The sequence below is a fragment of the Ruegeria sp. BB10 genome, from assembly GCF_056535725.1.
On sequence record NZ_JBQFIW010000003.1, the window covers coordinates 40,319 to 62,574 of the forward strand.

General features: G+C 56.7%; 14 protein-coding genes. 9 read left to right on the plus strand and 5 right to left on the minus strand.

Annotation, left to right across the window (positions count from 1 at the left end; genetic code table 11):
* Positions 1–10: 10 nt before the first annotated feature.
* Complete coding sequence (locus ACR3EP_RS20445; RefSeq protein WP_480639244.1) at positions 11–2,050, minus strand: hcalcium-binding protein; 2,040 nt, start codon at positions 2,048–2,050, stop codon at positions 11–13.
* Positions 2,051–2,206: 156 nt separating this feature from the next.
* Here ACR3EP_RS20445 and ACR3EP_RS20450 point away from each other — a divergent pair, with 156 nt between their 5' ends.
* The 5 genes from ACR3EP_RS20450 to ACR3EP_RS20470 all read left to right on the plus strand — a co-directional run bounded on the left by ACR3EP_RS20450 (position 2,207) and on the right by ACR3EP_RS20470 (position 11,767).
* Positions 2,207–6,103 carry a beta strand repeat-containing protein gene (locus tag ACR3EP_RS20450; RefSeq protein ID WP_480639245.1) on the plus strand — a complete coding sequence of 1,299 codons (3,897 nt, stop codon included), beginning with the start codon at positions 2,207–2,209 and terminating at the stop codon, positions 6,101–6,103.
* Between the two features lie 56 nt (positions 6,104–6,159).
* A complete protein-coding gene (locus tag ACR3EP_RS20455) occupies positions 6,160–6,978 on the plus strand; it encodes a SapC family protein (protein ID WP_480639246.1) in 819 nt (272 codons plus the stop codon).
* Between the two features lie 106 nt (positions 6,979–7,084).
* Positions 7,085–8,329 carry a TolC family protein gene (locus ACR3EP_RS20460; protein ID WP_480639247.1) on the plus strand — a complete coding sequence of 415 codons (1,245 nt, stop codon included), beginning with the start codon at positions 7,085–7,087 and terminating at the stop codon, positions 8,327–8,329.
* Positions 8,326–10,473, plus strand: coding sequence for a type I secretion system permease/ATPase (locus tag ACR3EP_RS20465; protein WP_480639248.1), 2,148 nt, complete (start codon positions 8,326–8,328; stop codon positions 10,471–10,473). The genes ACR3EP_RS20460 and ACR3EP_RS20465 overlap by 4 nt, the downstream gene beginning before the upstream one ends.
* Positions 10,457–11,767 (plus strand): HlyD family type I secretion periplasmic adaptor subunit, encoded by a 1,311-nt coding sequence (locus ACR3EP_RS20470; RefSeq protein WP_480639249.1) that lies wholly within the window; start codon positions 10,457–10,459, stop codon positions 11,765–11,767. Before ACR3EP_RS20465 ends, ACR3EP_RS20470 begins: the two co-directional genes overlap by 17 nt.
* Before the next feature lie 66 nt (positions 11,768–11,833).
* Here ACR3EP_RS20470 and ACR3EP_RS20475 read toward each other — a convergent pair whose 3' ends face one another.
* The 4 genes from ACR3EP_RS20475 to ACR3EP_RS20490 form a co-directional block, all read right to left on the minus strand.
* Entirely contained in the window at positions 11,834–13,600 is a 1,767-nt protein-coding gene (locus ACR3EP_RS20475; protein WP_480639250.1) for an ABC transporter ATP-binding protein, read from the minus strand.
* A 270-nt stretch (positions 13,601–13,870) separates the two neighbouring features.
* Positions 13,871–14,572, minus strand: a complete 702-nt coding sequence (locus tag ACR3EP_RS20480) for a response regulator transcription factor (RefSeq protein ID WP_170350002.1) — start codon at positions 14,570–14,572, stop codon at positions 13,871–13,873.
* Positions 14,572–16,437 (minus strand): hybrid sensor histidine kinase/response regulator, encoded by a 1,866-nt coding sequence (locus tag ACR3EP_RS20485; protein ID WP_480639357.1) that lies wholly within the window; start codon positions 16,435–16,437, stop codon positions 14,572–14,574. The genes ACR3EP_RS20480 and ACR3EP_RS20485 overlap by 1 nt, the downstream gene beginning before the upstream one ends.
* Positions 16,438–16,531: 94 nt before the next feature.
* Positions 16,532–18,064 (minus strand): sulfatase-like hydrolase/transferase, encoded by a 1,533-nt coding sequence (locus tag ACR3EP_RS20490; protein WP_170361815.1) that lies wholly within the window; start codon positions 18,062–18,064, stop codon positions 16,532–16,534.
* 274 nt (positions 18,065–18,338) lie between these two features.
* On the opposite strand from ACR3EP_RS20490, the gene ACR3EP_RS20495 reads away from it, so the two are divergent.
* The 4 genes from ACR3EP_RS20495 (at position 18,339) to ACR3EP_RS20510 (ending at position 22,237) form a co-directional block, all read left to right on the plus strand.
* Entirely contained in the window at positions 18,339–19,451 is a 1,113-nt protein-coding gene (locus tag ACR3EP_RS20495) for an ABC transporter permease (protein ID WP_480639251.1), read from the plus strand.
* A gap of 1 nt (position 19,452) precedes the next feature.
* Positions 19,453–20,268, plus strand: a complete 816-nt coding sequence (locus tag ACR3EP_RS20500; RefSeq protein ID WP_170349998.1) for an ABC transporter ATP-binding protein — start codon at positions 19,453–19,455, stop codon at positions 20,266–20,268.
* Between the two features lie 5 nt (positions 20,269–20,273).
* Positions 20,274–21,590 (plus strand): MlaD family protein, encoded by a 1,317-nt coding sequence (locus ACR3EP_RS20505; RefSeq protein ID WP_480639252.1) that lies wholly within the window; start codon positions 20,274–20,276, stop codon positions 21,588–21,590.
* A gap of 95 nt (positions 21,591–21,685) precedes the next feature.
* Positions 21,686–22,237 (plus strand): ABC-type transport auxiliary lipoprotein family protein, encoded by a 552-nt coding sequence (locus tag ACR3EP_RS20510; RefSeq protein WP_254428493.1) that lies wholly within the window; start codon positions 21,686–21,688, stop codon positions 22,235–22,237.
* Positions 22,238–22,256 lie beyond the last annotated feature (19 nt).

The window sequence follows — 22,256 nt, forward strand, 5'->3', positions numbered from 1 at the left end:
GGTTGCGGCTTCAGACCGGTTCGAGGTTACCCAGAAGGATCGAGGTCATATCGGTGCTAATCATATTGTCGAACACAGTGACATCCACACCAGTCTCATAACTGACATTGTTCTCGGTAATCCCGGACAGGTCTGCGTCATCATCAAGGAAAACCCATTCCGCTTCATGCGCGGTGGGCAGACCAACGGCAATTTGCAAGATGGTCAGCGCATCCAACGCATTGACCATTCCGTCCTGTGTAATATCGGCCGCGATCAGGTTCTCGGGCGTGGCCGGACCCCAGGTCGGGTCCAACCCGACCGACATGCGCAAGACCTGCAACGCATCCAACGCTGTGATCTCATAGCTGGCCGTCGAATAGGTTTTGATGATATCCAACTCCCCCTCGAATGTACCTGATGGCAAATCCAGATCGAACCGCCCCTCGTCATCCGCCCTGACGCTGATGGTTCCGCCGCCATCCGGTGTAAATCGAATCTCAGCGTCCGACAGGCCAGGATTCGCGGTTTCGGAGGCGACAGTCACAGTGCCCTGCACCCCATCCGAGCTGCCAGGATCCAACCCACCAAAATCGCCAAAATCGACAGGGATATGATCCGGCCCGCCAAAGTCCGCACCAAACACTTCAGCGCTGGTCAGGGGCCCTCCGGTTGAAGAGTTGATCACGATGACCTCATCGAGAAATTTGATCTGCGCCCCCTGCGCAGTGGCTGTGAACATCAGTTGCCCCGGCGTGCGCAGCAGCGGATAGTCGAATAAATTCAACCGGTCGGTTCCGGCCTGAAAACCGTTAATTGTTGTGGGGTCACTGCCGTATTGCATAACAAAGATATCCGCGCCGGCACCTCCATGCATGGTTGTTGCGCCGATACCTGCGATCAGAATGTCGTCACCTGCGCCACCCATCAGGGTTGTTTCGAGGATACTGCCGCTGAGCATGTCATTCCGCGCAGTTCCCGTCACCGTACCAAAACCATCGCGCACGATGCCCAAATCCGCAATCGAAACGCTGAGTTGCGTCAAGCCTTCATCCTGTTGCGCGCCGACAAGAATCTGAAGCTCGTCCCCGACATGGGCAACACTCAATGTTTCGACATTCTGCAACCCGCTATGAATAGTGTCGGCAAAGCTGTCCTGATGCACCAATTGCCCGCCAGGTGTCAGCGTGAAAAGGGAAACGCCATCATCGCCGCCGCCAGCAACAACAAACACATGCCCGTCAGCCTCGATCACGGCTAAATCCTGAACCGTTTCGAACCGTGTATGCAAGGAATCCAAAACATGATCCGTGGGGATCAATCGCCCGTCACCCGCTAACTCCATAACGCTCAGCGAGTTGCTGCCTGCCCCTGCCACAATGACCCAGGATTGGCCATAGGCTTGCACCACTTCGACCGCCGTCGGTGAAGCAATCCCTAAAGTCGCTAGCGCGTCGCTGTTGTCGACCACTGTCAGCGCACCGGTGTTTTGATCAACATTGTAGGTGCTAATCGTGCCGTTGGTCGCGTCGGCTGCAATCATGAAATGATCCGCCCCGGCTTGTAGAACTTGCATCGAATCAGCCTGCCCCGCGATCGACGCCGACAGGCTCAATGTGCCGTCCCCGTTCACGGTATAGGTTGCAATCTGCCCTGTCGATTCGTGCGCGATGGTCAGGATATCGCCGAACTGCACTAGGGCCGAGATATCTCCGCCGCCGGTCAGTGTCCCCGTTTCCTGAAGCGGGCCTACGGTTCCATCTGGGTTCAGGTCATACCCGATCAAACCAGTCGCCGTACGTACATCCAGAACAAGCTGATCGTCTCCGGCCAGCGTTACAGGCATACCGATATCGCCAACCTGAAACGTGATCGTTCCACTGAAATATTCGGTGTCTTGCAATTGCGGCAGCGCACCTTCGACCAGCTTCCAAACCGCGATACCGCCGCCCGGACCGGTCACGCTGTACAGATACGTGACGTCATTAAGCGTTTTTAAAGCCGTATGGCCGATACCTGAATCGAGCGCTGCGCTCCCCGTTGCAACCACTCCTTCGAACTGAAGCATCATATCCAATCACTCCACGCCATACCCGGCACCGATTACAGGATGATCCGATGCCCAGTCCGAAACCAAAGCTGGAATGTGGAGAAAACGAGGAGTTCGGCTTCAGTTTAACTCAATTTTTTCTGGTCCGACCGCATGAGTCACCGAAGAGAAAGACAGATGAAAAAAGCCTGGATCCTTCGAGCGGATGCGGAAACCACATGTGAGGGCAAGATGACCAAAGAACCTGAATCCAAGATCAACCCGGCCGACGCTCAGCCTGATACCGAACGCAAGCGACACATCCGCCAGTGGATTGACGGCAAGATGCGCTGTTGGGCCGGACGTGGCATTGTTGGAGGGCTCGGGTCAACGATCCTCGCGCTGCCCGCCCTGGCGCAGGCCACAATCGAAGAGCTTTATGCGTTCCAATTCGCGGAAACGATTCCCGGCGTAAGATCCGTCAAGCTGTTGGACAATGGCGACGTTCTTTTGAAATTGGCCGATGGTCGCAAGATGGTTGTCGCCGCCGAAAACGTACAGGTGCTTGATAGTGGCGCAATCATGATCGCCGAAGACGCCGTGTCCGAGATTGCCCAGTTCAGCCTGGCAGAGGCCGGAGGCGCCGCAGCGGCAGGAGGTCTTAGCGGCGCAACCGCGGCGCTGGGTGGTCTTGGTCTGGCGGGTGCTGCAGCGGCTGCCGGGGGTGGCGGCGGCGGTGGCGGAGACGACGATACCGCACCGTCACCTGCACCTGCGCCTGCACCGACACCCAGCTATCCGGTTCTCAACTTGGCAGGTTCGCAGGGCGATATGCTAAGCACGGCACGCACTGGACTGACTGCACCAGAGGGTACTGAAACTGTCGAAGTGACGATCGGATCGCTCACCAAAACAGTAACCCCCGAAGATGACGGAAGCTGGAGCCTTTCGCTGACTCCTGCCGAAGCCGCAACCTTGCCACAGGGCGTGCAAACCGTAACGGTCCGCAATCTCGACGCCGAGGGCACGGAATTGTCAGCAGAAACGGTGACATTTGCCGTGGATACCATCCCACCGACCCTGACCATTACAGGGTTTTCGGACGGGGCGGTGATGAATGCCTCGGAACAGACCACTGATCTCAACGTAGTCGGGACAACGAATGCCCAGGACGGGCAAACCGTAGTCGTTACAATCAACGGACAAACCTTCACCGGTACTGTTGCTGGCGGACAATGGAGCGTATCGGTCCCTGCCGCCAATCTGGCGACCCTGCCGGACGGTGCCACGATTGCGGTCACCGCAGATGTCAACGATCAGGCAGGCAACTCGGCAACACAAGCCGATGCCAGCTTTGATACAGACTTTACCGCTCCGACGATTACTCTGGACCCCGTTGCCGGCGGGTCTATCGAATTGATCGACGTCAGCGCCGACCTGACCCTGACAGGGTCAACCACAGCCGTCGACGGTCAGACGGTTTCCGTCACATTTGACGGTCAAACATATTCAACCACGGCCACGGGTGGCGCATGGAGCGTAACAGTCCCAAGCGCCGATCTGACCGGGCTATCGACGGGTGTTCCGGCAACCGTCAATGTCACGGTCAGCGATGCCGCCGGCAACATTTCGGTCCCGGCTTCGGCTTCTGTTCCTGTTGATTTGACGGGCCCGTCTATCTCCGTTTCTCCGCTATCCGTTGGCGGGGTTCTCAACGCGGTGGAGGTTGGGTCCGATCTGACAATCTCGGGATCGACGGCCAACGTTGAAGACGGCCAGCAGGTCACCGTTACCTTGAACGGCAAAACCTATACAGACGCGGTCTCGGGCGGGAGTTGGAGCGTGACAGTTCCAGCCGCTGACCTGGCATCCCTGGCTGATGGAGGAAGCTTTGCGGTGACTGCTGACGTTTCCGATACCGATGGGCTGGCAGCACCTCAAGCCAGTGTACCGCTTACCAAAGATGCAACCGCCCCGACCCTGTCCATTGACAGTTTTTCGGATGGCGCTGTTCTGAACGCAACCGAGCAGGGAACAGACTTCACCATCACCGGTTCGACCACGGCCGAAGATGGGCAACTCGTGACGGTTTCGATGAACGGTCAAACCTATACCGGGGCGGCCTCGGGTGGCGCATGGTCTGTCACTGTTCCTGCGGCGGATCTTGCCGCCTTGTCTGACGGTGTCACCATTCCGGTCACGGCAGACGTGTCCGACACGGCGGGAAATCCGGCGATCCAGGCCAGCAACAGCTTTGATACAGACTTTACCGCCCCTTCGATCAGCGTCACAGGCCTGTCGGATGGCGCCGTCATGAATGCCGTGGAACAAGGCACAGACCTGACTGTCAACGGTACCTCTGACGCCGCAGACGGCACGGTTGTCACGGTCGAAATCGCCCGACCCGACGGAACCGTGGATGTCACGGGCACCGCTACGGTCAATAGCGGCAGTTGGAGCTATACAGCCTCGGCTGCAGATCTTAGCGCATTGCAGGATGGCGTATCATATGATGTCGATGCTTCGGTAACCGACGCGGCAGGCAACAACGCGCAGGACACCACAAGCTTTGCCACTGATTTCACTGTTCCGACAGTGACTCTCGACCCCCTGCCGGTTGGAACCGAATTGGACGTGACCGAGCAAGGCAGCGACCTCACGATCTCGGGCACGACCAGTGCCGAGGATGGGCAAACCGTTTCCGTCAGCCTGAATGGCCAAACATATACCGGCACCGCGTCGGGTGGTTCCTGGACCGCAACCGTCCCTTCCGTTGATCTGGCGGCCCTTGCAGACAGTACGGGCTATCCGATCTCAGCCGGTGTAGCCGATCAGGCCGGAAACCCGGCCACCTCGGCGACCATCACATTGACCACTGACCTTCGGCCCGTGTTGGCCATAAACCCGGTCGGTTCAAACGGCGCTGTGTCGTTGGCCGACGCGCAGGCGTCAGGTGTAACCGTATCGGGCACATCTGTCGGACTAAGTGCAGGTCAGGCGGTAGACGTCACCCTGAACGGCAACCCCGTCGGTTCTGCAACGGTCGCCGCAGATGGAAGCTGGTCTCTGGCTGTTCCTGCCTCGGATTTCTCGGGGATTAACGCAGGTGACGACCTTGATTTTGCAGCGGGCGCAACTGTTACCGGCGGTCCGGGCCCCCTGACCGCAAACGATGACAATACGGCTCATGAACCAGCCGCCTATGTCATCACACAGGCCGGAATCAGTGGAAACACCGTGACATTCGAGATCTACGCAGATGCGGATCGGGATATCTCAAGCGGTCTTGCCATGACGGCAGAGCTGGGCTTTGACCCATCCGTTGTAACCTTCGACACTGGGTCGGATGTGGGCAACGGGGCATTCGATTTCTTCGTGTCCAACCCGATCGGAGGGAACGTGATCCGCTTTGCCGGTGCAGCAACCACCTTCACGGATCTGAACCACCCTCTGGTTACATTCGAGATGACCGTTGTTGACCCAAATCAGCCCATCGAGTTGACTATCACGACCCCGGATGGCGGTCCAAGCGTCTACCAGATTGGCACCAGCGGTGACGACACCTTGGTAGCCTCTGATTTGGATAATTTTATCCGCGGTCAAGACGGTGATGATGCGATTGACGTTTCGGACGCTGGGCGCGACGTCATCATCTTCGAACCTGATCCAGCCGCAAACGGTGTCGATACAGTGACAGGCTTTACGATTGGCACCGCAGCCGAAGTGTCCGATGCCGTTATGTTCAGTGGCCTAAGCTTCGGAACACTTCGCGGAGATGGCACCGATGTCGAGACACTGGCCGTCGGTGACGCGATCGGCGCAGATACCGGGGTCGTCGGTCTGACTACGGTACTGGGCGACCTGTCTGAGAACACGATCGAAACTGCCGTTGAAAGCCTGACTGGAATTCAAGCTGGCGACGAGATTTACGTGATGGCGACGGATGGGACCGACAGCGTGCTGGTCAAAGTCGACTATACCGCCCCGAACTCTGCAACGGTTGAAACCATGGCGCAATTCTCCGGATTGGATGACCTAAGCGGTCTGAGTGCGGACAACATCCTGCACACCGACCCCACCGGGGCCACAGCCTGATCAGAAATTCGGCTGCCGTTGCTTCTGGCGGCAGTCACTCAAATCACGGGGTAAAAATGGCGCAGAATGGCCTGGTTCCAGTCACCTTTTCCCGGCACGGGCAGCGTTACTGGACACGTTTCACGTCTTACCAATTCGCGGCCAATCGCGCTGAATGCGCAATTGTCTTGCAAGAAGCTCAACAAGCGGCCGCCACTTTTCCCATTTTGTTCAAGAAAACAGCCAGAGGTTATGAGCCAACCGGTATATTGTCCGTTCTGAAAGATAGGCCTACCCCATTTGTATCGCAGGCGGGCCAGTGGCTTGCCGCCTATGTGCCCTCAGCTTTGCGTTACTATCCTTTTCAGGCCGCACCCACCGGTCGCAAAACAGCAGACCAGACACCACTGTTTCAATTAAATGTGGATGAATCCTCTGGGTTGCTAAGCGACGACCCAAAGGACGAAGCATTTTTTGACAAAACCGGAGCCATTTCACCTGCGTTGCGCGAGGTGAAAATCTTTCTTCAAGCCCACGCTGCGGCCTGTGAGGAAACCCTGGCCCTGTGTCAGATCATCAATAGTCTTGGGTTGTTCGAACCAATTGCGTCACATGATGGGATACCGCTGCCGCCCGACATGTTTGGGGTGTCGGTCCAGCGGCTCAAGACTTTGTCGCAGGTTGAAAAGCTGAAACTGGTCGAATCGGGTGCTCTTTTCTTGATCCACGCGCATCAGATTTCACTGTCACATTGCGGGTGGTTGGCCCGGGCTCATCAACAGCTTGCACAGCAAAACCCGCAAGAAAAATACACGGAAAATTCAGATATTTCCGGTTTCCTCTACGCCATGGCCAACGCTCAGAATGACGACTTTCTCGGAACCAGTGGGGTGTGAAACACCTATGCAAAAACATGAACGCAGAATAAAATTTTCAACTCTAATCTGTCTCGCCGCGCTTTCGTCGGCTTGCACGCCCGCGCCTGATCTGACGGGGGTTGAAATGTCGCTTTCCCGTGGCTCAGTGGGCGCGGGCGCGAACGCTCCTTCACCGCGGCTTGCGCAAAGTGCATTTGGTCAAAAGGTCCGGGTCGCTGTCGAATCCAACCCCGACTTGGCGCAGAGCGCAACTCGACTTGAAGTCGCTGCTGCCAATGAGGACGCCGCAAAAGGGGAGTTCTTGCCGCAAGTGTCCATCGGCGTAAACGCACGATCCGAGCGCATTGAATCGGATATTGCTGACGTTACCCCCTATTTGCGAATTTCGCAGCTAGTCTATGACGGCGGCGCGGCCTCGAATGACCTGGCTGCCGCAAAAGCCCGCGTGCTTCAAAGCCGGGGCGACCAGTTGCAAACCGCGGCGGCAATCGCGCTTTCGGCAATCGAGGCCTATGTTGTGGTTCTTGACAGGCGGAAAATCCTGGGCATATCGGAACAGAACGTGTCGGCTCACGAAGAAATGCTTCGCCAAATAGCCGAGCGAACCGCGCAGGGTGTAGGTTCAAATGCGGATGTTCTGGCGGCCCGCTCTCGCATGGCTGACGCGCAGACAAGATTGGCGGATGCTGAGGCCAGACTAGATCGTGCGGATGCTCAGTTTCGCGAATTTTTCGGCTCTGCCCCCGGGGTATTGCCCCCTCCGGTTGCGGCCCCAAAACTGTCGAGAACTGATGCTCAGATCGTGATGGACAGCCCACAGGTTCGGCGGGCGGATGCAGCGCTGCTATCTGCAAAGGCCGAGCAGGCTGCTGCTCAATCCCGGCGACAGCCTGGCGTTCAGGTTGCAGCCTTTGCTGATCGGGATGATAGCAATGACGCGAATTTCGGCGTCGACCTGTCATTCAATTACGAGATCGACAGCACAGGACAGCGCCGCGCTGCAATTGCGGCGGCAGAGGCACAGGTCAAAGAGGCTGAATTCACACGAGAATCCGTAATCCGGGACATACGGCGAGAGTTGGAATTTGTTCGCTCGGATCAGCAAGCTGGCGCAGTGCGGCTGCAGGCCGCCCGCATCGCAGTGCAGGCCAACGCCGACAGTGTCTCAGCGGCACGCGAGCAATTCACAATAGGACGGCGCAGTCTGATCGAAATCCTGGACGCGCAACGAGATTATGTGAACGCTCAGGAAAGATTGATCCTGGCTGAGCAGAATTTCTTCCTGACCAACTATGCCGCGCTCAGCCTCACTGGTGACATTCTGGACCTTCTAGGGATTTCATCGGCCAAGTGGGGTGAGGGTCTATGACACAACTGCTGCCAATTTCACGAGACCCCGAGCTTACGCCTTTGGAAAAATGCCTGTTGCACGTCGCGGCTCAACTGGATCGGCCGATGACAAGCGCCACTTTGTATGCCGCGCAATCAGGAACGACCGGGGAACTTACCCTCCGTGACGCTATCGAAGTGGCACAAAGGGCTGGTCTGCAGGCCGGATACGGCAAACGAAAGCTGCGGGATTTCGACACCAAACTGGCACCAGCGCTTTTGCTGTTGCAAGACAATAAAGCCGTTGTTTACCACGGTCGTTCGCCCGATGGGCATCTTTTGATTTTCGACCCTGATCTTGGGGCTGGTATCGGTGAAGTGTCAGAAGATAAGTTGAGGCACATTTACACCGGATATGCCATTTTGTTTCGCCGCAATTATCGCGACGAAGTATCAAACAGCGATTCCTCAAATTCCGGGCACTGGTTCTGGTCGGCAATGGCCGCAAACCGATGGTCTTACACACAGGTTATTCTGGCGGCAGCGCTCGCCAATCTGCTTGGCCTTTCAACGTCGATCTTCATCATGGTGGTTTATGACCGCGTTCTACCCAACGAAGCGACTGAATCCCTGATTGCGCTGACCGCTGGCGTCGGCCTCGCACTAAGCTTCGATTTCATCCTAAAGCTGTTGCGCGCCGGGTTCATTGATCGCGCCGGGCAAAAGGCCGACATGCTGATGGGGCGTCGTGTGTTTGACCAGGTTCTGAACATCCGAATGAAATCGCGTACAGGCTCGACTGGCGCCATGGCCAGCACAGTTCGTGAGTTCGAAACTCTACGCGAGTTCTTTACTTCGGCCACGCTGGTTGCGCTGGTTGATCTGCCGTTTATCGCGCTGTTCATCTTTGTCATCCATCTGGTGGGTGGACCGCTGGCGCTTATCCCGGCCCTCGCGGTTCCAATTGTGTTGCTTGCGGGAATTGCCGTTCAACCAGTGTTGGCACGCCTGGCAGAGAAAAGCTTTTCAGACGGGCAATCCAAGCAATCCGTTCTTGTAGAAACGGTTTCAGGGCTTGAGACCATCAAAACCACCGCAGCGGCAAGGCAAATGCGAACCCGTTGGGAAAATGCGATAGAACGACAATCGTCACACGGCGCGCGAAGCCGCACGGTGACGCAGTTTGCCCTGAATCTGACCGGTTTCACCCAACAGGCTGCACAGGTTTTGATCGTCTTCTATGGCGTGTTTCTGATCACCGACGCTCAGGCCAGCATGGGGGCGCTGGTTGCCTCAGTCATGCTAACGGGGCGCGCTTTGGCCCCGTTGGGACAGCTTGCCCAAACCTTGACCCGCGTCAACCAGGCCCGAAGCGCTTACCGCAGTCTGGATGCCTTGATGCAGGCCGAAAGCGAAAGGCCACAGGGACGCAATTGGGTAAGTCGAAACGGTTTCGAAGGCCGGATCTGCTTCAAGGATGTTCACTTCGCCTATCCCGATCAGACCGAGGACACTTTGTCCGGCGTGTCATTTTCAATTGAACCGGGTGAGAAGGTCGCGGTTTTGGGGCCAATCGGCTCGGGTAAAAGTACAGTGGCCCGGCTGTTGCTTGGACTTTACCAGCCGCGTTCGGGGTCGGTTCTGCTGGACGGGGCAGATATCCGACAGATCGACCCTGGTGATCTGCGTCGAAACGTCGGGTCGATCCTACAAGATATCTGGCTGTTTTCTGGCACGGTACGCGAGAACATAAACAGCGGCACCTTCAGGCCACGCGATCAGGACTTGATCCATGCTGGGAAGGTGGCGGGGGTCGAGGATTTTATTGCCCATACCCCCAATGGGTATGACCTGAAACTGGCGGAGCGGGGCGAAGGTTTGTCCGGCGGTCAGCGACAAGCCATTGCTTTGGCCAGGGCACTGGTCGGACGACCTCCGGTCCTGTTGCTGGATGAACCGACCAGCGCGATGGATGTAAAAACCGAGGCCGAAGTGATCCGTCGCCTGAAACAGGCAACGCAGGACACAACGATGGTCATCGTCACGCATCGCACCAGCCTTCTGGAGCTGGTGGATCGGGTCATTGTGATCGAAGGCGGGCGCGTAGGCGCAGACGGCCCGAAAAGCTTGCTGGTCCAACACGCCCGCAAAACACGGAGGCACCTGAATGTCGCGGCATCCTGATCTGGCCACACTCGCGCGTGAAATACGTGGACGCTCACCGTTACGTGGATCTCTGCTTTTGTTGGTGATTGCGTCCTGTCTTGTCGCGCTTGGACTGTGGGCTCATCTCACCGAATTGGACGACGTGACGCGCGTTGACGGTCGGATCGTGCCTTCGGCTGACATTCAGGTGATCGAAGCCACTGAACCCGGCGTATTGCAATCCCTGAAAATTCGGGAAGGGCAAGTGGTTGAAAAAGGAACGCTGCTGATGGAGTTCGAAACCACCCAGATCGACAGTCAGCTAAACCAGGAACAACAGCGTGCATTCGGGCTGATGGCGCGCACCCAACGTTTGCAGGCAGAAATTGACGGGACCGAACTGAGGTTTTCGCCGAAACTGATCAAAGGGTCCCCCGAGGTCGTGCATTCGGAAACCGCGCTGTATCAGGGGCGCCAATCCGAATTGCGTGCTGAAATCGCAATTCTTGAAAGGCAGCGCCAGCAACGCCAACAGGAATACGAAGAAGGGCTGGTGGATCGTGTGACAGCAGATCAGACGCTTAAGTTGCTGGCTGAAGAACGCGCGATGATGCAGCCACTGGTGGAAAAGAAAATGGAGCCAGCCACAACGCTTTTAACGCTCCGCCGTGGTGAGGCCGAATGGGAAGGCCGCAGAACGCGGGCCGTGGCCGCGACCAACAGGCTGAAAACTGGTCTAGACGAAATAGACGACCGCATCCGCGCAACGCGCAGCCGGTTTCGCAGCGCCGCGCTGACTGATCTGGCGCTGGCGACAACAGAGCTTGCGGCGTTGCAACCCATTCTGCCAGCACTGCGCAACCGGGCCGAAAGAGCACAGGTGCGATCGCCGGTTCGGGGTATCGTGAACCGGGTGCATAGCAGCACAATCGGGGGATTGGCCCGCAGTGGAGAAGAATTGATTGAAATTGTGCCCTTGAACGACACCTTGCTTGTTGAAGCCTATGTGCGGCCAGAAAACATTGCCTTTCTTCACTCAGGGCAGCCGGTCAAGGTCAAGATCACAGCCTATGACTTTGCTCGTTATGGGGCTTTGAACGGTCAAATCACGCGCATCGGTGCAGACACGATCACGCGGTCCGAACGTAATGACGAAGAAGTTTTTGTCGTAGAAATTGAGACTAGCAACTCGATGCTGGATGCCAATGGTCTGGCCGTTGAAATCATCCCCGGCATGATTGCCGAGGTTGACATTCTGTCGGGCAAAAAGACGGTAATGGAATACCTTCTGCAACCAGTGGTCAAAGTCAAAGACAGGGCACTGCGCGAATAGGTCAAAACGAGCTAAGCCCGGTTATAGGTCCACGTTACTGACCAGATCCTACAGAATGGGCGGCTGTCAGGACACCGGTTGTTTAAACTGCTTGTCAAACAATTTCCGGAACACCCCATCGTTCTCGACCAGAGTTTCCAAGTTGCCTTCCTCTATAACCTCACCGTCCTGAATGACAATGATCTTGTCCGCTTCCAACACGGTAGACAGCCTGTGGGCGATGACAATCGTTGTGACATTCTCGGTCAGCTTGTCCAGCGCGGTTTTCACAAGGGTTTCTGATTCTGCATCAAGGGCACTGGTGGCTTCGTCCAGCAACAAGATTTCAGACTTTCGCAGAATTGCTCGTGCAATGGCCAACCTCTGTTTTTGCCCGCCAGACAAAAACGCACCATTTTCACCCACTTGCGTGTCATAGCCGAATTGCATCTTGCTGATAAATTCATGTGCATGGGCGGCCCGCGCGGCTTCGGTCACCTCTTCGTCGGTGGCCTCGGGACGCGCAAATCTGAGGTTCTCCATAATCGAAGCGGAAAACAGGAACGTTTCCTGACCAACATACGAGATCTTTTGGCGCAACGAGGCAAAGCTTGCCCCCTGTAGATCCTGCCCGTCTATTTCAACCGCTCCGCTATCAGGATCATAAAAACGCATGATCAGACCAAAGATAGTAGATTTTCCGCCACCGGACTGACCAACAAGAGCCGTTGTCTTTCCAGCCTCAAATGTCACGTTCATATCCGAAATGACATTGGGGTTTCCCTTGTACCCAAAACTGAGATCCCTTAGCCGAATTTCACCCGGTCCAGATTCCAGCGGTTTGGCATCGGGGCTTTCCCGCATGGGCTCTTCTTCGTCCAGCAAATCAAACATCATGCCGATCGGAACCAGCGCCGTTTCAATGACAACGCGCATCTTCGACAAACGTTTTGCCGGCTCGTATGCCATCAACAGCGCCGTGATGAACGACATCAGCTGACCTGCGGTGGTTGGGCCGCTTCCTGCGATACCTATGGTGCTGATCACCAGAACCCCGGCTATGGCAAGGCCCGCCAGAAATTCCATCAGCGGGCTGGCTACCGATTGCAGTTTCGAAATCGAGTTCGCCCGTTTTTCAACCGATCTGATCGCCCCATTCATCCGTCCGACCATATGATCTTCGAGAGCAAAGACCTTGATGATCGTTATGCCACCGGAGGTTTCCTGAAGAACCTTGATGATCTCGGACAGCGCCGCCATCTCGGACTGCATGATCGAGCGAACGCGCTTGAGCAGGAAACGAACACTCACCAAGGCAACCGGGCCCACGACAAAGAACAGCACTGACAATAAAGGCTGCTGATAGACCATTACGAAAACCAGACCGATCAATGTCAGTAAGTCTCGCACAAAGCTGGTGACAACGACGTTGACCAGCCGTCTGGCCGCCTGAGCCCCCTGCGTCACGCGCATCAAAAGGCCCGAGGATTCGTTTCTGGAGAAAAAGCCCACACCGCGCTTGATCAGCTTGGCATAAAGACGTTCTTGTTGAACGGCAATGATGCGGTTCCCAGCCCGCGCCAAAAACACTGCCTGTACGTAAGATGCAGCCGCCTTGCCGAAAAACAGCGCAATTACAGCCACGGCAACCAGAAAGACCTGCGAGCGCATCTCAGGCTCGGTCATGGTGTTGACGATGTTTTCCATCATCCACGCGGTACCGGCAGTGGTTGCAGCAACCACAACCATGGCCATCATCGCGATCCCATACAACCAGCCCTGGCTGCGCAGGCTTTCGCCCAGCAAACGGCCGATATGACCGGACTGCCATTTGGCCAAGGTTTTTTTGATCATTCTACTCTCCAAAACCCTTAGCTGTTCCGATACCCGGCAGCGTCATGGTATTAACCCGCATTGCACCGGCAACCCCCGGACAGGATGGTGTTAGTTATGCGCGACTGCGCCAAGAATCCATAGCCCGTGCGCAGATAATAAAAGCGATGTGTTCCAGCTGACATCAGGTTTAGGATTTTGTCCTATTTTTTGTGTAACGAAGTGGTTTTGCTAAATTATTCACAACATGAGCTCTAGTATAAGACCGCCTTCCAGCTATTGATAGGCGCTTTACCGCCACTCGACGTCCCCCAGAAAAATGTAACCTGCGCCGTAGATGGTCTTTATCAGGCGCGGGTTTTTCGGATCTTCGCCCAGCTTGGTGCGCAACCGAGAGATGCGCACATCCATTGCCCGGTCAAAGCTGTCGCCAGCCGCACCGCCCAGTGCCTCTTGCATCTGAGATCGGCTGATCAGGCGTTTCGGGCTGTCCAAAAACAATCGCAGAACTTCCCCCTCCGCATGGCTGAACGGTGTCTCTGCGCCACTGGCATCGATCAGGACATAGCGGTCAAAATACGCAGTCCAACCATTGAACATCGCCACATCCGACTGCGAGGTCTGCTGGCGAGGGGACCGCAATCTGGCCCGAATGCGGGCCACAACCTCGGCCGGGTCGAACGGCTTGGTAATGTAATCATCCGCCCCAAGCTCTAGCCCGGTCACACGATCTTGCACCTGCGCCCGACCTGAGATGATGATCACCGCTGCCCCCTGTTCCAGTGCCAGCCGATGCACCAACGCCAACCCGTCCGTATCGGGTAGGGACAGATCAACCAGGCACACATCCGGCGTCACACGTTTCAGCGCAGCCTCGAATTCCCGCGCCCGGGCAAAGCTTTGGGTGCGGAATCCGGCCTCTTCCAGCGCGTCGGTCAGAACACGTCGGATTTCGGGTTCATCATCGACAATGGTGACCAGCGGTTGAGTCATCAGGTGCCCTCGGTTCGGATCAGGGCGGACAGCTGTGCCCGCGTAAACGGTTTACTCAGGACCGGCGCCAGTGTCAGCGCTTGCCGGTGCAGCGGGTCAGAATAGGGCAACGAGGTCATCAAAATACACACCAAGCCTGGCTTCAACTGCGCCAACAGGTCAAGACCCGTCCCCTGCCCTTCCAGTCGGATGTCTGACAGTACCAGCGCGATATCGTCAATATCCGCCGTTAAAGCCAGGGCTTCATCGACCGAGGTTGCCTCGATCACCGAACATCCAAGATCGACCAGCATATCGCGGAACTGCCCGCGCAGATCATCATTGTCTTCGACAAGCAGGACCAGCCCATCCTTCACTGGCGGGGCTGGACGATAGGGCAATCGCATGGCCACCGCTGCGCCCGAAGGCGTGTTGCGAAGGTTCAGGTCTCCGCCTGCCAGTTTTACAGTATCATAGACCATCGGCAGACCCAGCCCCGACCCTTTGCTGCCCTTGGTCGTAAAGAAAGGGTTCAGGGCTTTCTCCAAACCTTCCTCGGAAAAACCCGGTCCGGTATCGGTGACCGCAATTTCAATCCAGATCTCTCCGATCTTATGCGCGCTGATCGTCACCTGACCAAATCCACCACAGGCATCGCGCGCGTTCAGAACAAGGTTCAACAACGCGTCCTGCACCATGCCCGGGTCCAGCATCAGCGCCTCATCCGGCAGAGTGTTGACTACCGACAGGCCGACGCCGCGTGGCAGGGATGGCGAGGCGAGGATGCGTAAGTCTTCCAACAAGCCGCGCATGTCGGTTGCTTTTGGTTGAAATGTTCGGTTGCCAGTCATATCCGCAATCCGGTTCAGCAATTGCCCGCCCCTCAGCGCGGTTTGCTGGGTCGCGGCCACAAGCTCTCGCGCGGCTTCGGACAAATCCATCTTTTCCAACCGGGACTGCATACCCAGAATGATGGTCAACAGGTTCGAGAAATCATGCGCCAACCCACTGGTCATCTGCGCCGCCATGGCCCGGCGACGTGTCTGTTGCAGGGCCACACGCGCCTGCGTTTCCTCGGTAATATCGACAGACATCACATAGACGCCCCCCTCACCATCTGGTGAAAACGACACGCGGATGCGGCGGGAATCCTGATCCTCTGTGAACTCGAACACCGACGTTTCACCGCCATAGGCTTTGAGCAGGTAAGGTTCTACACGGGTAAAGGCCGCAGCACCCAACGCGTCAGATATGTGCATATCCAGAATTTCAGAAGGTCGACCCGGCATGACCGAGCTGAGCCGTCGGTTGGAGTAATCATACCGCCCGTCTGGATTCAGATGGGCAATATGGGCCGGCATCATCTCGGTCGTCATGCGTGTGCGGGCTTCGATCTCGGTCAGCTGACGTTTGGCCTCTTCCAGCGCAGAGTTGGTCGCCGCGAGTTTCCGGTTGGCTGCCAAAAGCTCCTCGGCGCGGTCCAGCAATTGATCCGACAGTTCCTCGGACCGGGCACGCAGCAGGGCCTCGGCCTGTTTGGTGTTGGTGATATCGGTGTAGACGGATACCCAACCGCCTGTGGGCAAAGGCGCACCTTCGACCGAAATCACGCAGCCGTTGGCGCGCACACGTTCCATGTAATGAGGCTCGAACGCCAGCGCCTGTTGAACCCGCTGAGCGACGGCATCCTCGACATCAGTAACTTCACCATATTCACCGTGCTCAACCAGATAGCGGATCGTGTCGGCGAACAGCGCTCCGGGCTGCACAAGTTCATCCGGCAGGTCGAACATATCCTGAAAACGGTGGTTACTGACCACAAGCCGCAATTGGCTGTCGTAGATCGACAGGGCCTGACCGATCAGGTTCAGACCCGCACTGGTCATCGACTTTATCTGTTGTTCAGTTATGTCCAAATTCGCCCTCTCCGCGAACCATGCGTAGCACCGGTTTCGTCACAGGTGTATAGGACAGATTGGATCAGTACCGCGGTTTGGACTTTGCCCCATCCGGCGTGATGGAATGCAGCGACAGCGTATGGTCCATGTTTCGCATCCGATGCCGCAACATTAGCCGCCCCAAACGCGCCAGGTCCACCGCATGATCGGGGTTGCTTGCAACATCCTCCAGCTCTCCCTTGCCGTCGTGATCGAAAAGCAGCGGCGGCAAATCAGCCGCAAATTCGACCAAAGTGAACCGCTCGTCGCGCAGAATGCCCAAACACGAGTCGCTGTTGCCCGTGCCCAATTGCTGTTGCCACAACGTAGGGTTTTCGGGTTCCGAGAAATCAAGCTCGCTAAAAGAATAGCTGCGCCAATCCTCAGGCACTTCGCCACGCAAAAGCGGCAACAAGGACCGGCCATCCATCGCATTCGGAACCGTCTGACCAACCCATTCAAGGATCGTCGGGGTTATATCGACCGACTCGGTTGGCGCAGACACTACCTTGCCCGCCTGAGATTCATTACCCGGCACCCGGATCATCAGCGGCGTATGATAGGCCGCGTCATAGACTGTCATCTTGCCCCAGCTGTGCCGATCACCCAGCATCTCGCCGTGATCGGCGGTGATCACCAGCAGCGTATCGTCGTATTGCCCGCTGTCTTTCAGGTACTGGATAACGCGACCGACATGATGATCCACTTCGGTTGCCAGCCCCAGATAGACCGAGCGCAGCGTCTGGATATTCTCAACCGTGGGGTCAACGTGATCGAAACCAAGCACGAAATCCGCAGCCGTCTGCTTGTCCATCGTTGGACCAAAGAAAGGATGCATCGCCCGCTCTTCAGTTGCATCAGAGCTACCCGCAGGCAGTGGCAATGACGCCGGATCGTACATGTCATTGTACGGCGCGGGGGCCACCAGCGGTGGGTGTGGTCGGATATAGGTCAAATGGGCAAACCAGTTCTGGCCCTTGAGCGGGGCAAGACTGTTCAGGAATGTGTCGGTCAAAAAGGCCGTGTCGCTGTCTTCGGCCGGGTACAGGGCCGGATCATTCAGGCGCGGTGCATCTCCGGTCGGTGACACCGGTTTATGAACGTCCCAGTAATCGTCAAAGCGGTATCCTTTCTGCATCAGGTGGGATCGCCACGGGTAGGATTCCTCCAACCGCATCTCGACGATTTCATCAAACCCGGCCATCGGGTTCTCATAGGATTTCAGAACTGGGTCACCTGCGTCATGCACACGCGGATCGGCCGAGGTATCGGTATAGCCGAACAGCATGGGCAGGTAACCGGCCTTACGCATCTCGGTCGCGATATTCGGCGTATCATGCCGCAGCGGTGTGCCATTGCGGACCGAGCGGTGATTCATCGCATATTGCCCAGTCAGGATCGAGGCCCGCGAAGGCCCGCAAGGATTGGTGACCGAAAAGTGGCGGTCAAATGTCACGGCCTCATCCATGAAAGCCCGCATGTTCGGTAGATCGACGTGATCCGCAAGGGCACCGTTCAGGCAATCTGCCCGCAACTGATCAATAATGATGAACAGGACATTTCCCGCGTGCTTCATGACACTTACCTTGATTCCAACGAGGCGTTTCCGCTGCAGACTTTGACTTGGTTCCGTGGTCGCGGCAAGCCGTTCATCGCGCTGATATTTGAGCACGCTTTTTTTCGTATCACGTACAAAAAACAGTCATTTAAGGGGATGGCGCACATGGCTAGCGTCAGGCGGACCCAAATTGTCACACCCCTGCTATGGTATGGCGGCAAATCTGGTCACAGCGTAAAAATCCGTTGCAGCACAACGTGGTTTCACATCACATACGACCATGACGCAGCCCATGATACATTCGGAACATGACGCCGACGGCGTCTGCCTGCGTATTTCGGGTGAAATGCTCACCAAATCTCTGGCGTCGGTAGAACAGGCTTTTGCCTCAACTCAACCCCAGGGTGGCAACGTCACGTTTGATCTGTCTCAGGTCGAGGCGCTGGATACCGGTGGCGCATGGCTGGTTGCCGATTTGGCCCGGCGAAACAGGGCCGTAGGCGCCGAGGTTCGGTTCGAAGGGTTAAGCCCGGCTCAGTCCGCCCTGTTGGACACTGTAGCCAAGAACATACCTGACGATTCCGGTATCGAAGCGGAACACCGCAGTTTTGTTGATTGGGTCGCCAGCGTTGGTCAAGGCACGGCCGGGGCCTGGAAAGACACCCTTTCGATGCTGGGCTTTCTGGGCCTGACTCTGCATCGGTTGGCCCGCACCATTATTATGCCATGGCGGCTGCGACAGGCAGCGCTGGTATCTCAGATGGAGGAAACGGGTTTTAGGGCCATCCCGATTGTTGCCCTGATGGGGTTTTTGATCGGCGTTGTGCTGGCTTTTCAGGGGGCCACTCAGCTGAAACAATTCGGAGCCGAGATTTTCGTGGTCGAACTGATCTCGATCTCGGTGCTGCGCGAGCTGGGTATCCTGCTGACAGCCATTATTGTTGCGGGCCGGTCCGGGTCGGCTTTCACCGCGTCAATCGGATCGATGAAAGTGCAGGAAGAGATCGACGCCATGCGCACGCTGGGCCTTGACCCGATCGAAGTGCTGGTGATCCCGCGCGTCGTCGCTTTGTTGATCATGTTGCCGATCCTGGGTTTCATTGCGGATATGGCCGCCCTGATCGGTGGGGGTTTGATGAGCTGGATTGATCTTGGCATCAGCCCCGGCATGTTCGTGACGCGGCTGAAGGAAAGCACCGGCATCTGGCATTTTGCCATCGGCATGATCAAAGCCCCGTTTTTTGCCGTGGTCATCGGCGTTATCGCCTGTTGGCAGGCAATGCAGGTCAAGGGATCGGCCCAGAGCGTCGGCCAAAGAACAACAGCCTCCGTTGTGCAGTCGATCTTTATGGTGATTGCACTGGACGCGCTGTTTTCGATCTTCTTCTCGGTGTTGGAGGTCTGACATGGACGGGAGCGTGCTTGAAAAGACCTCGGAAACCGGCGCTCAGCGCGAGGCAGTGATCCGCGTGCGCAATCTGACCAACCAGTTTGGAACGCAGGTGGTGCATCAGAACCTCAACCTGGACGTCTGGCGCGGTGAAGTATTGGGCATCGTTGGCGGATCGGGCACCGGCAAGTCGGTGCTGTTGCGCACGATTGTTGGGTTGAACAGACCCGCCGCAGGCAGCATCGAAGTATTGGGTGTCGACGTCCTGAACGGACCCGAACAGGAACGTCGCCGCATCGAACGGCATTGGGGCGTGGCCTTTCAGGATGGCGCACTGTTTTCGTCTCTGACAGTTTTGCAGAACGTCATGGCCCCGCTGCGCGAACACACCGGGTTAAGTGAAAAGCTGATGTGTGCCCTTGGCAGCCTGAAGATCAGTCTTGTGGGTCTGCCACAACTGAGCTGCGGCAAGTTTCCGTCAGAACTGTCCGGGGGTATGCGCAAACGCGCAGCCTTGGCCCGCGCACTGGCACTGGACCCCGAGATCGTGTTTCTGGACGAACCCACCGCCGGGTTGGACCCGATCGGGGCGGCGGCTTATGACGAGTTGATCGGCGAGTTGCAGCACGCGCTGGGGCTAACAGTGTTTATGGTTACGCATGATCTCGATAGCCTCTATGCCATTTGCGATCGTGTCGCAGTGCTGGCCGAAAAACGCGTTCTGGTTGAAGGACGGATTGAAGAAATGACCAAAGTCGACCATCCTTGGGTACAGGAATACTTCACCGGCCCCCGGGCGCGCGCGGCGCAAAAGAAGGGGCAGGACAGGTAGAGGCCATGGAAACCCGAGCGAATTATATCCTGATCGGCGCCTTCACCCTTGCGGGCATCCTTGGTGCATTCGGCTTTTTCCTATGGTTGGCGAAATTCGAGGTGTCGCGGCAATACGCCTATTATGATGTGCTGTTCGACAACGTATCTGGCCTGTCAGCGGCTGGTGGCGTCAGCTACAATGGTCTGCCGGTCGGTCAGGTTATTTCGCTGAATCTGGACGAGGACGATCCGTCCAAGGTACGGGTCAGGCTTGAGGTCGACGCAGACATCCCCGTAACCGAAGACACAATTGCGCAGTTGCAATCACTGGGTGTCACGGGCGTTAGTTACGTGGAACTGACCGGCGGGTCCGCCAGCGGCACAAAACTGCCACAAGACAGTGTGATTAAAAGCAAACGCAGCGCCATTCAATCGTTGTTTGAGGGTGCCCCGAAGGTGCTGGACGAGGCCGTTACCCTGCTGGAAAACCTCAATGCCGTAGTCGATGACAAGAACCGCAAATACGTCAGCGACATTCTCGACAATCTGGCATCCGCTTCAGGCAAGTTGGAAAAGACGCTTTCGGATTTCGAGAACCTGTCGACGGATCTTGGGGGCGCCGCCAAAAAGCTTGGCGATTTCACAGATCGACTGGATCAGTTGGCCGACACCGCCGAAACGACCCTGACAACCGGCACGGATACGCTGAAAAGCGTGAAAACCGCATCGGACTCGGCAACCGAAGCCCTGGGGAGCGTCAAGGTCACCATCGAAACAGCGAACAGTGTGATAGAGGAAGATATCCGACCCTTTATCGAACGGGCCACAACCTTGGCCGAGAACCTGAACAGCCTGACGGGCGAGGCCGGGGTATCATTGGCAACCATCACCGAGACCTTCGTGAACGCCAACAAAACCCTCGGATCGATCACTGGCACAATGGAGATGGCAGAGGGCACCCTGGCTTCGGCAGAACGTGCCTTTGACTCGGCCAACAAAGTCATAACCGAAGACGTCGGCACTGTAATGAACGACATCCGTACAGCCGCAAATGAGGTATCCGCGACTGTGAAGAACGTCACCCAACGTCTAGACGACATATCCGCCGATATCCTGAGCGCATCGAAATCAGCCTCGGAACTGCTGGGCACCATCGACGGTATCGTCCAGGACAACCGCCGTCAGCTGTCCGATTTCTTGCGGGTCGGCCTGCCGCAGTTCACCCGCTTTATCGAAGAATCGCAACGACTGGTCATCAGCCTGGATCGTCTGGTGGATAAGGTCGAACGTGATCCCGCGCGATTCCTTCTTGGAACCCAAGCATCGGAGTTTCGCCAATGATTAGGCATTTACTTGTGGTTCTCGCCCTGGTGTCGCTGGGGGGATGCGCGGGGCTGGGAACGCTCAGGCAGGCATCAAAGCCTAATGATTTGTACTTGTTGACACCAAAAAGCACGTTTTCGTCTTCGTTGCCGCGCATTCAAAAACAGGTCGTGGTGCAGGAACCAACGGCCACCGCAGCCGTCAACACCGATCAGATTGCTATTCAACCCACACCGTTGCAGGTCCAGTATCTGCCTCGGGCGCGTTGGGTGGACCGCGCGCCGCTGATCGTTCAGGCGCTGCTGGTGGAAAGCTATGAAAACAGCGGCAAGGTGGCTGCCGTTGGTCGTTCGACCGTTGGGTTGCGCGCGGACTATGTCATCGTTCCGGACTTGCGGGAATTTCAGGGCCTTGTGATTGCCGAAGACGATGGATCGTCAACTGTACGGGTCGAAGTTCGAATGAACATCAAGATCATCGACGAGTTCGAAGACAAGATCATCGCGTCAGATTCCTTCCGGGAATATGTGGTCGCCGCCAGCGATAAAACTCCTGATCTGGTCCGAGCGTTCGATGATGCGTTGGGCAAGACCATGCGGGATGCGGTGGAATGGAGTGTGCGCAAGATCAACACCCACGCCGCGAATAATTCTGATCGATTTTAGGGTAGGTAAACGGGCGCTC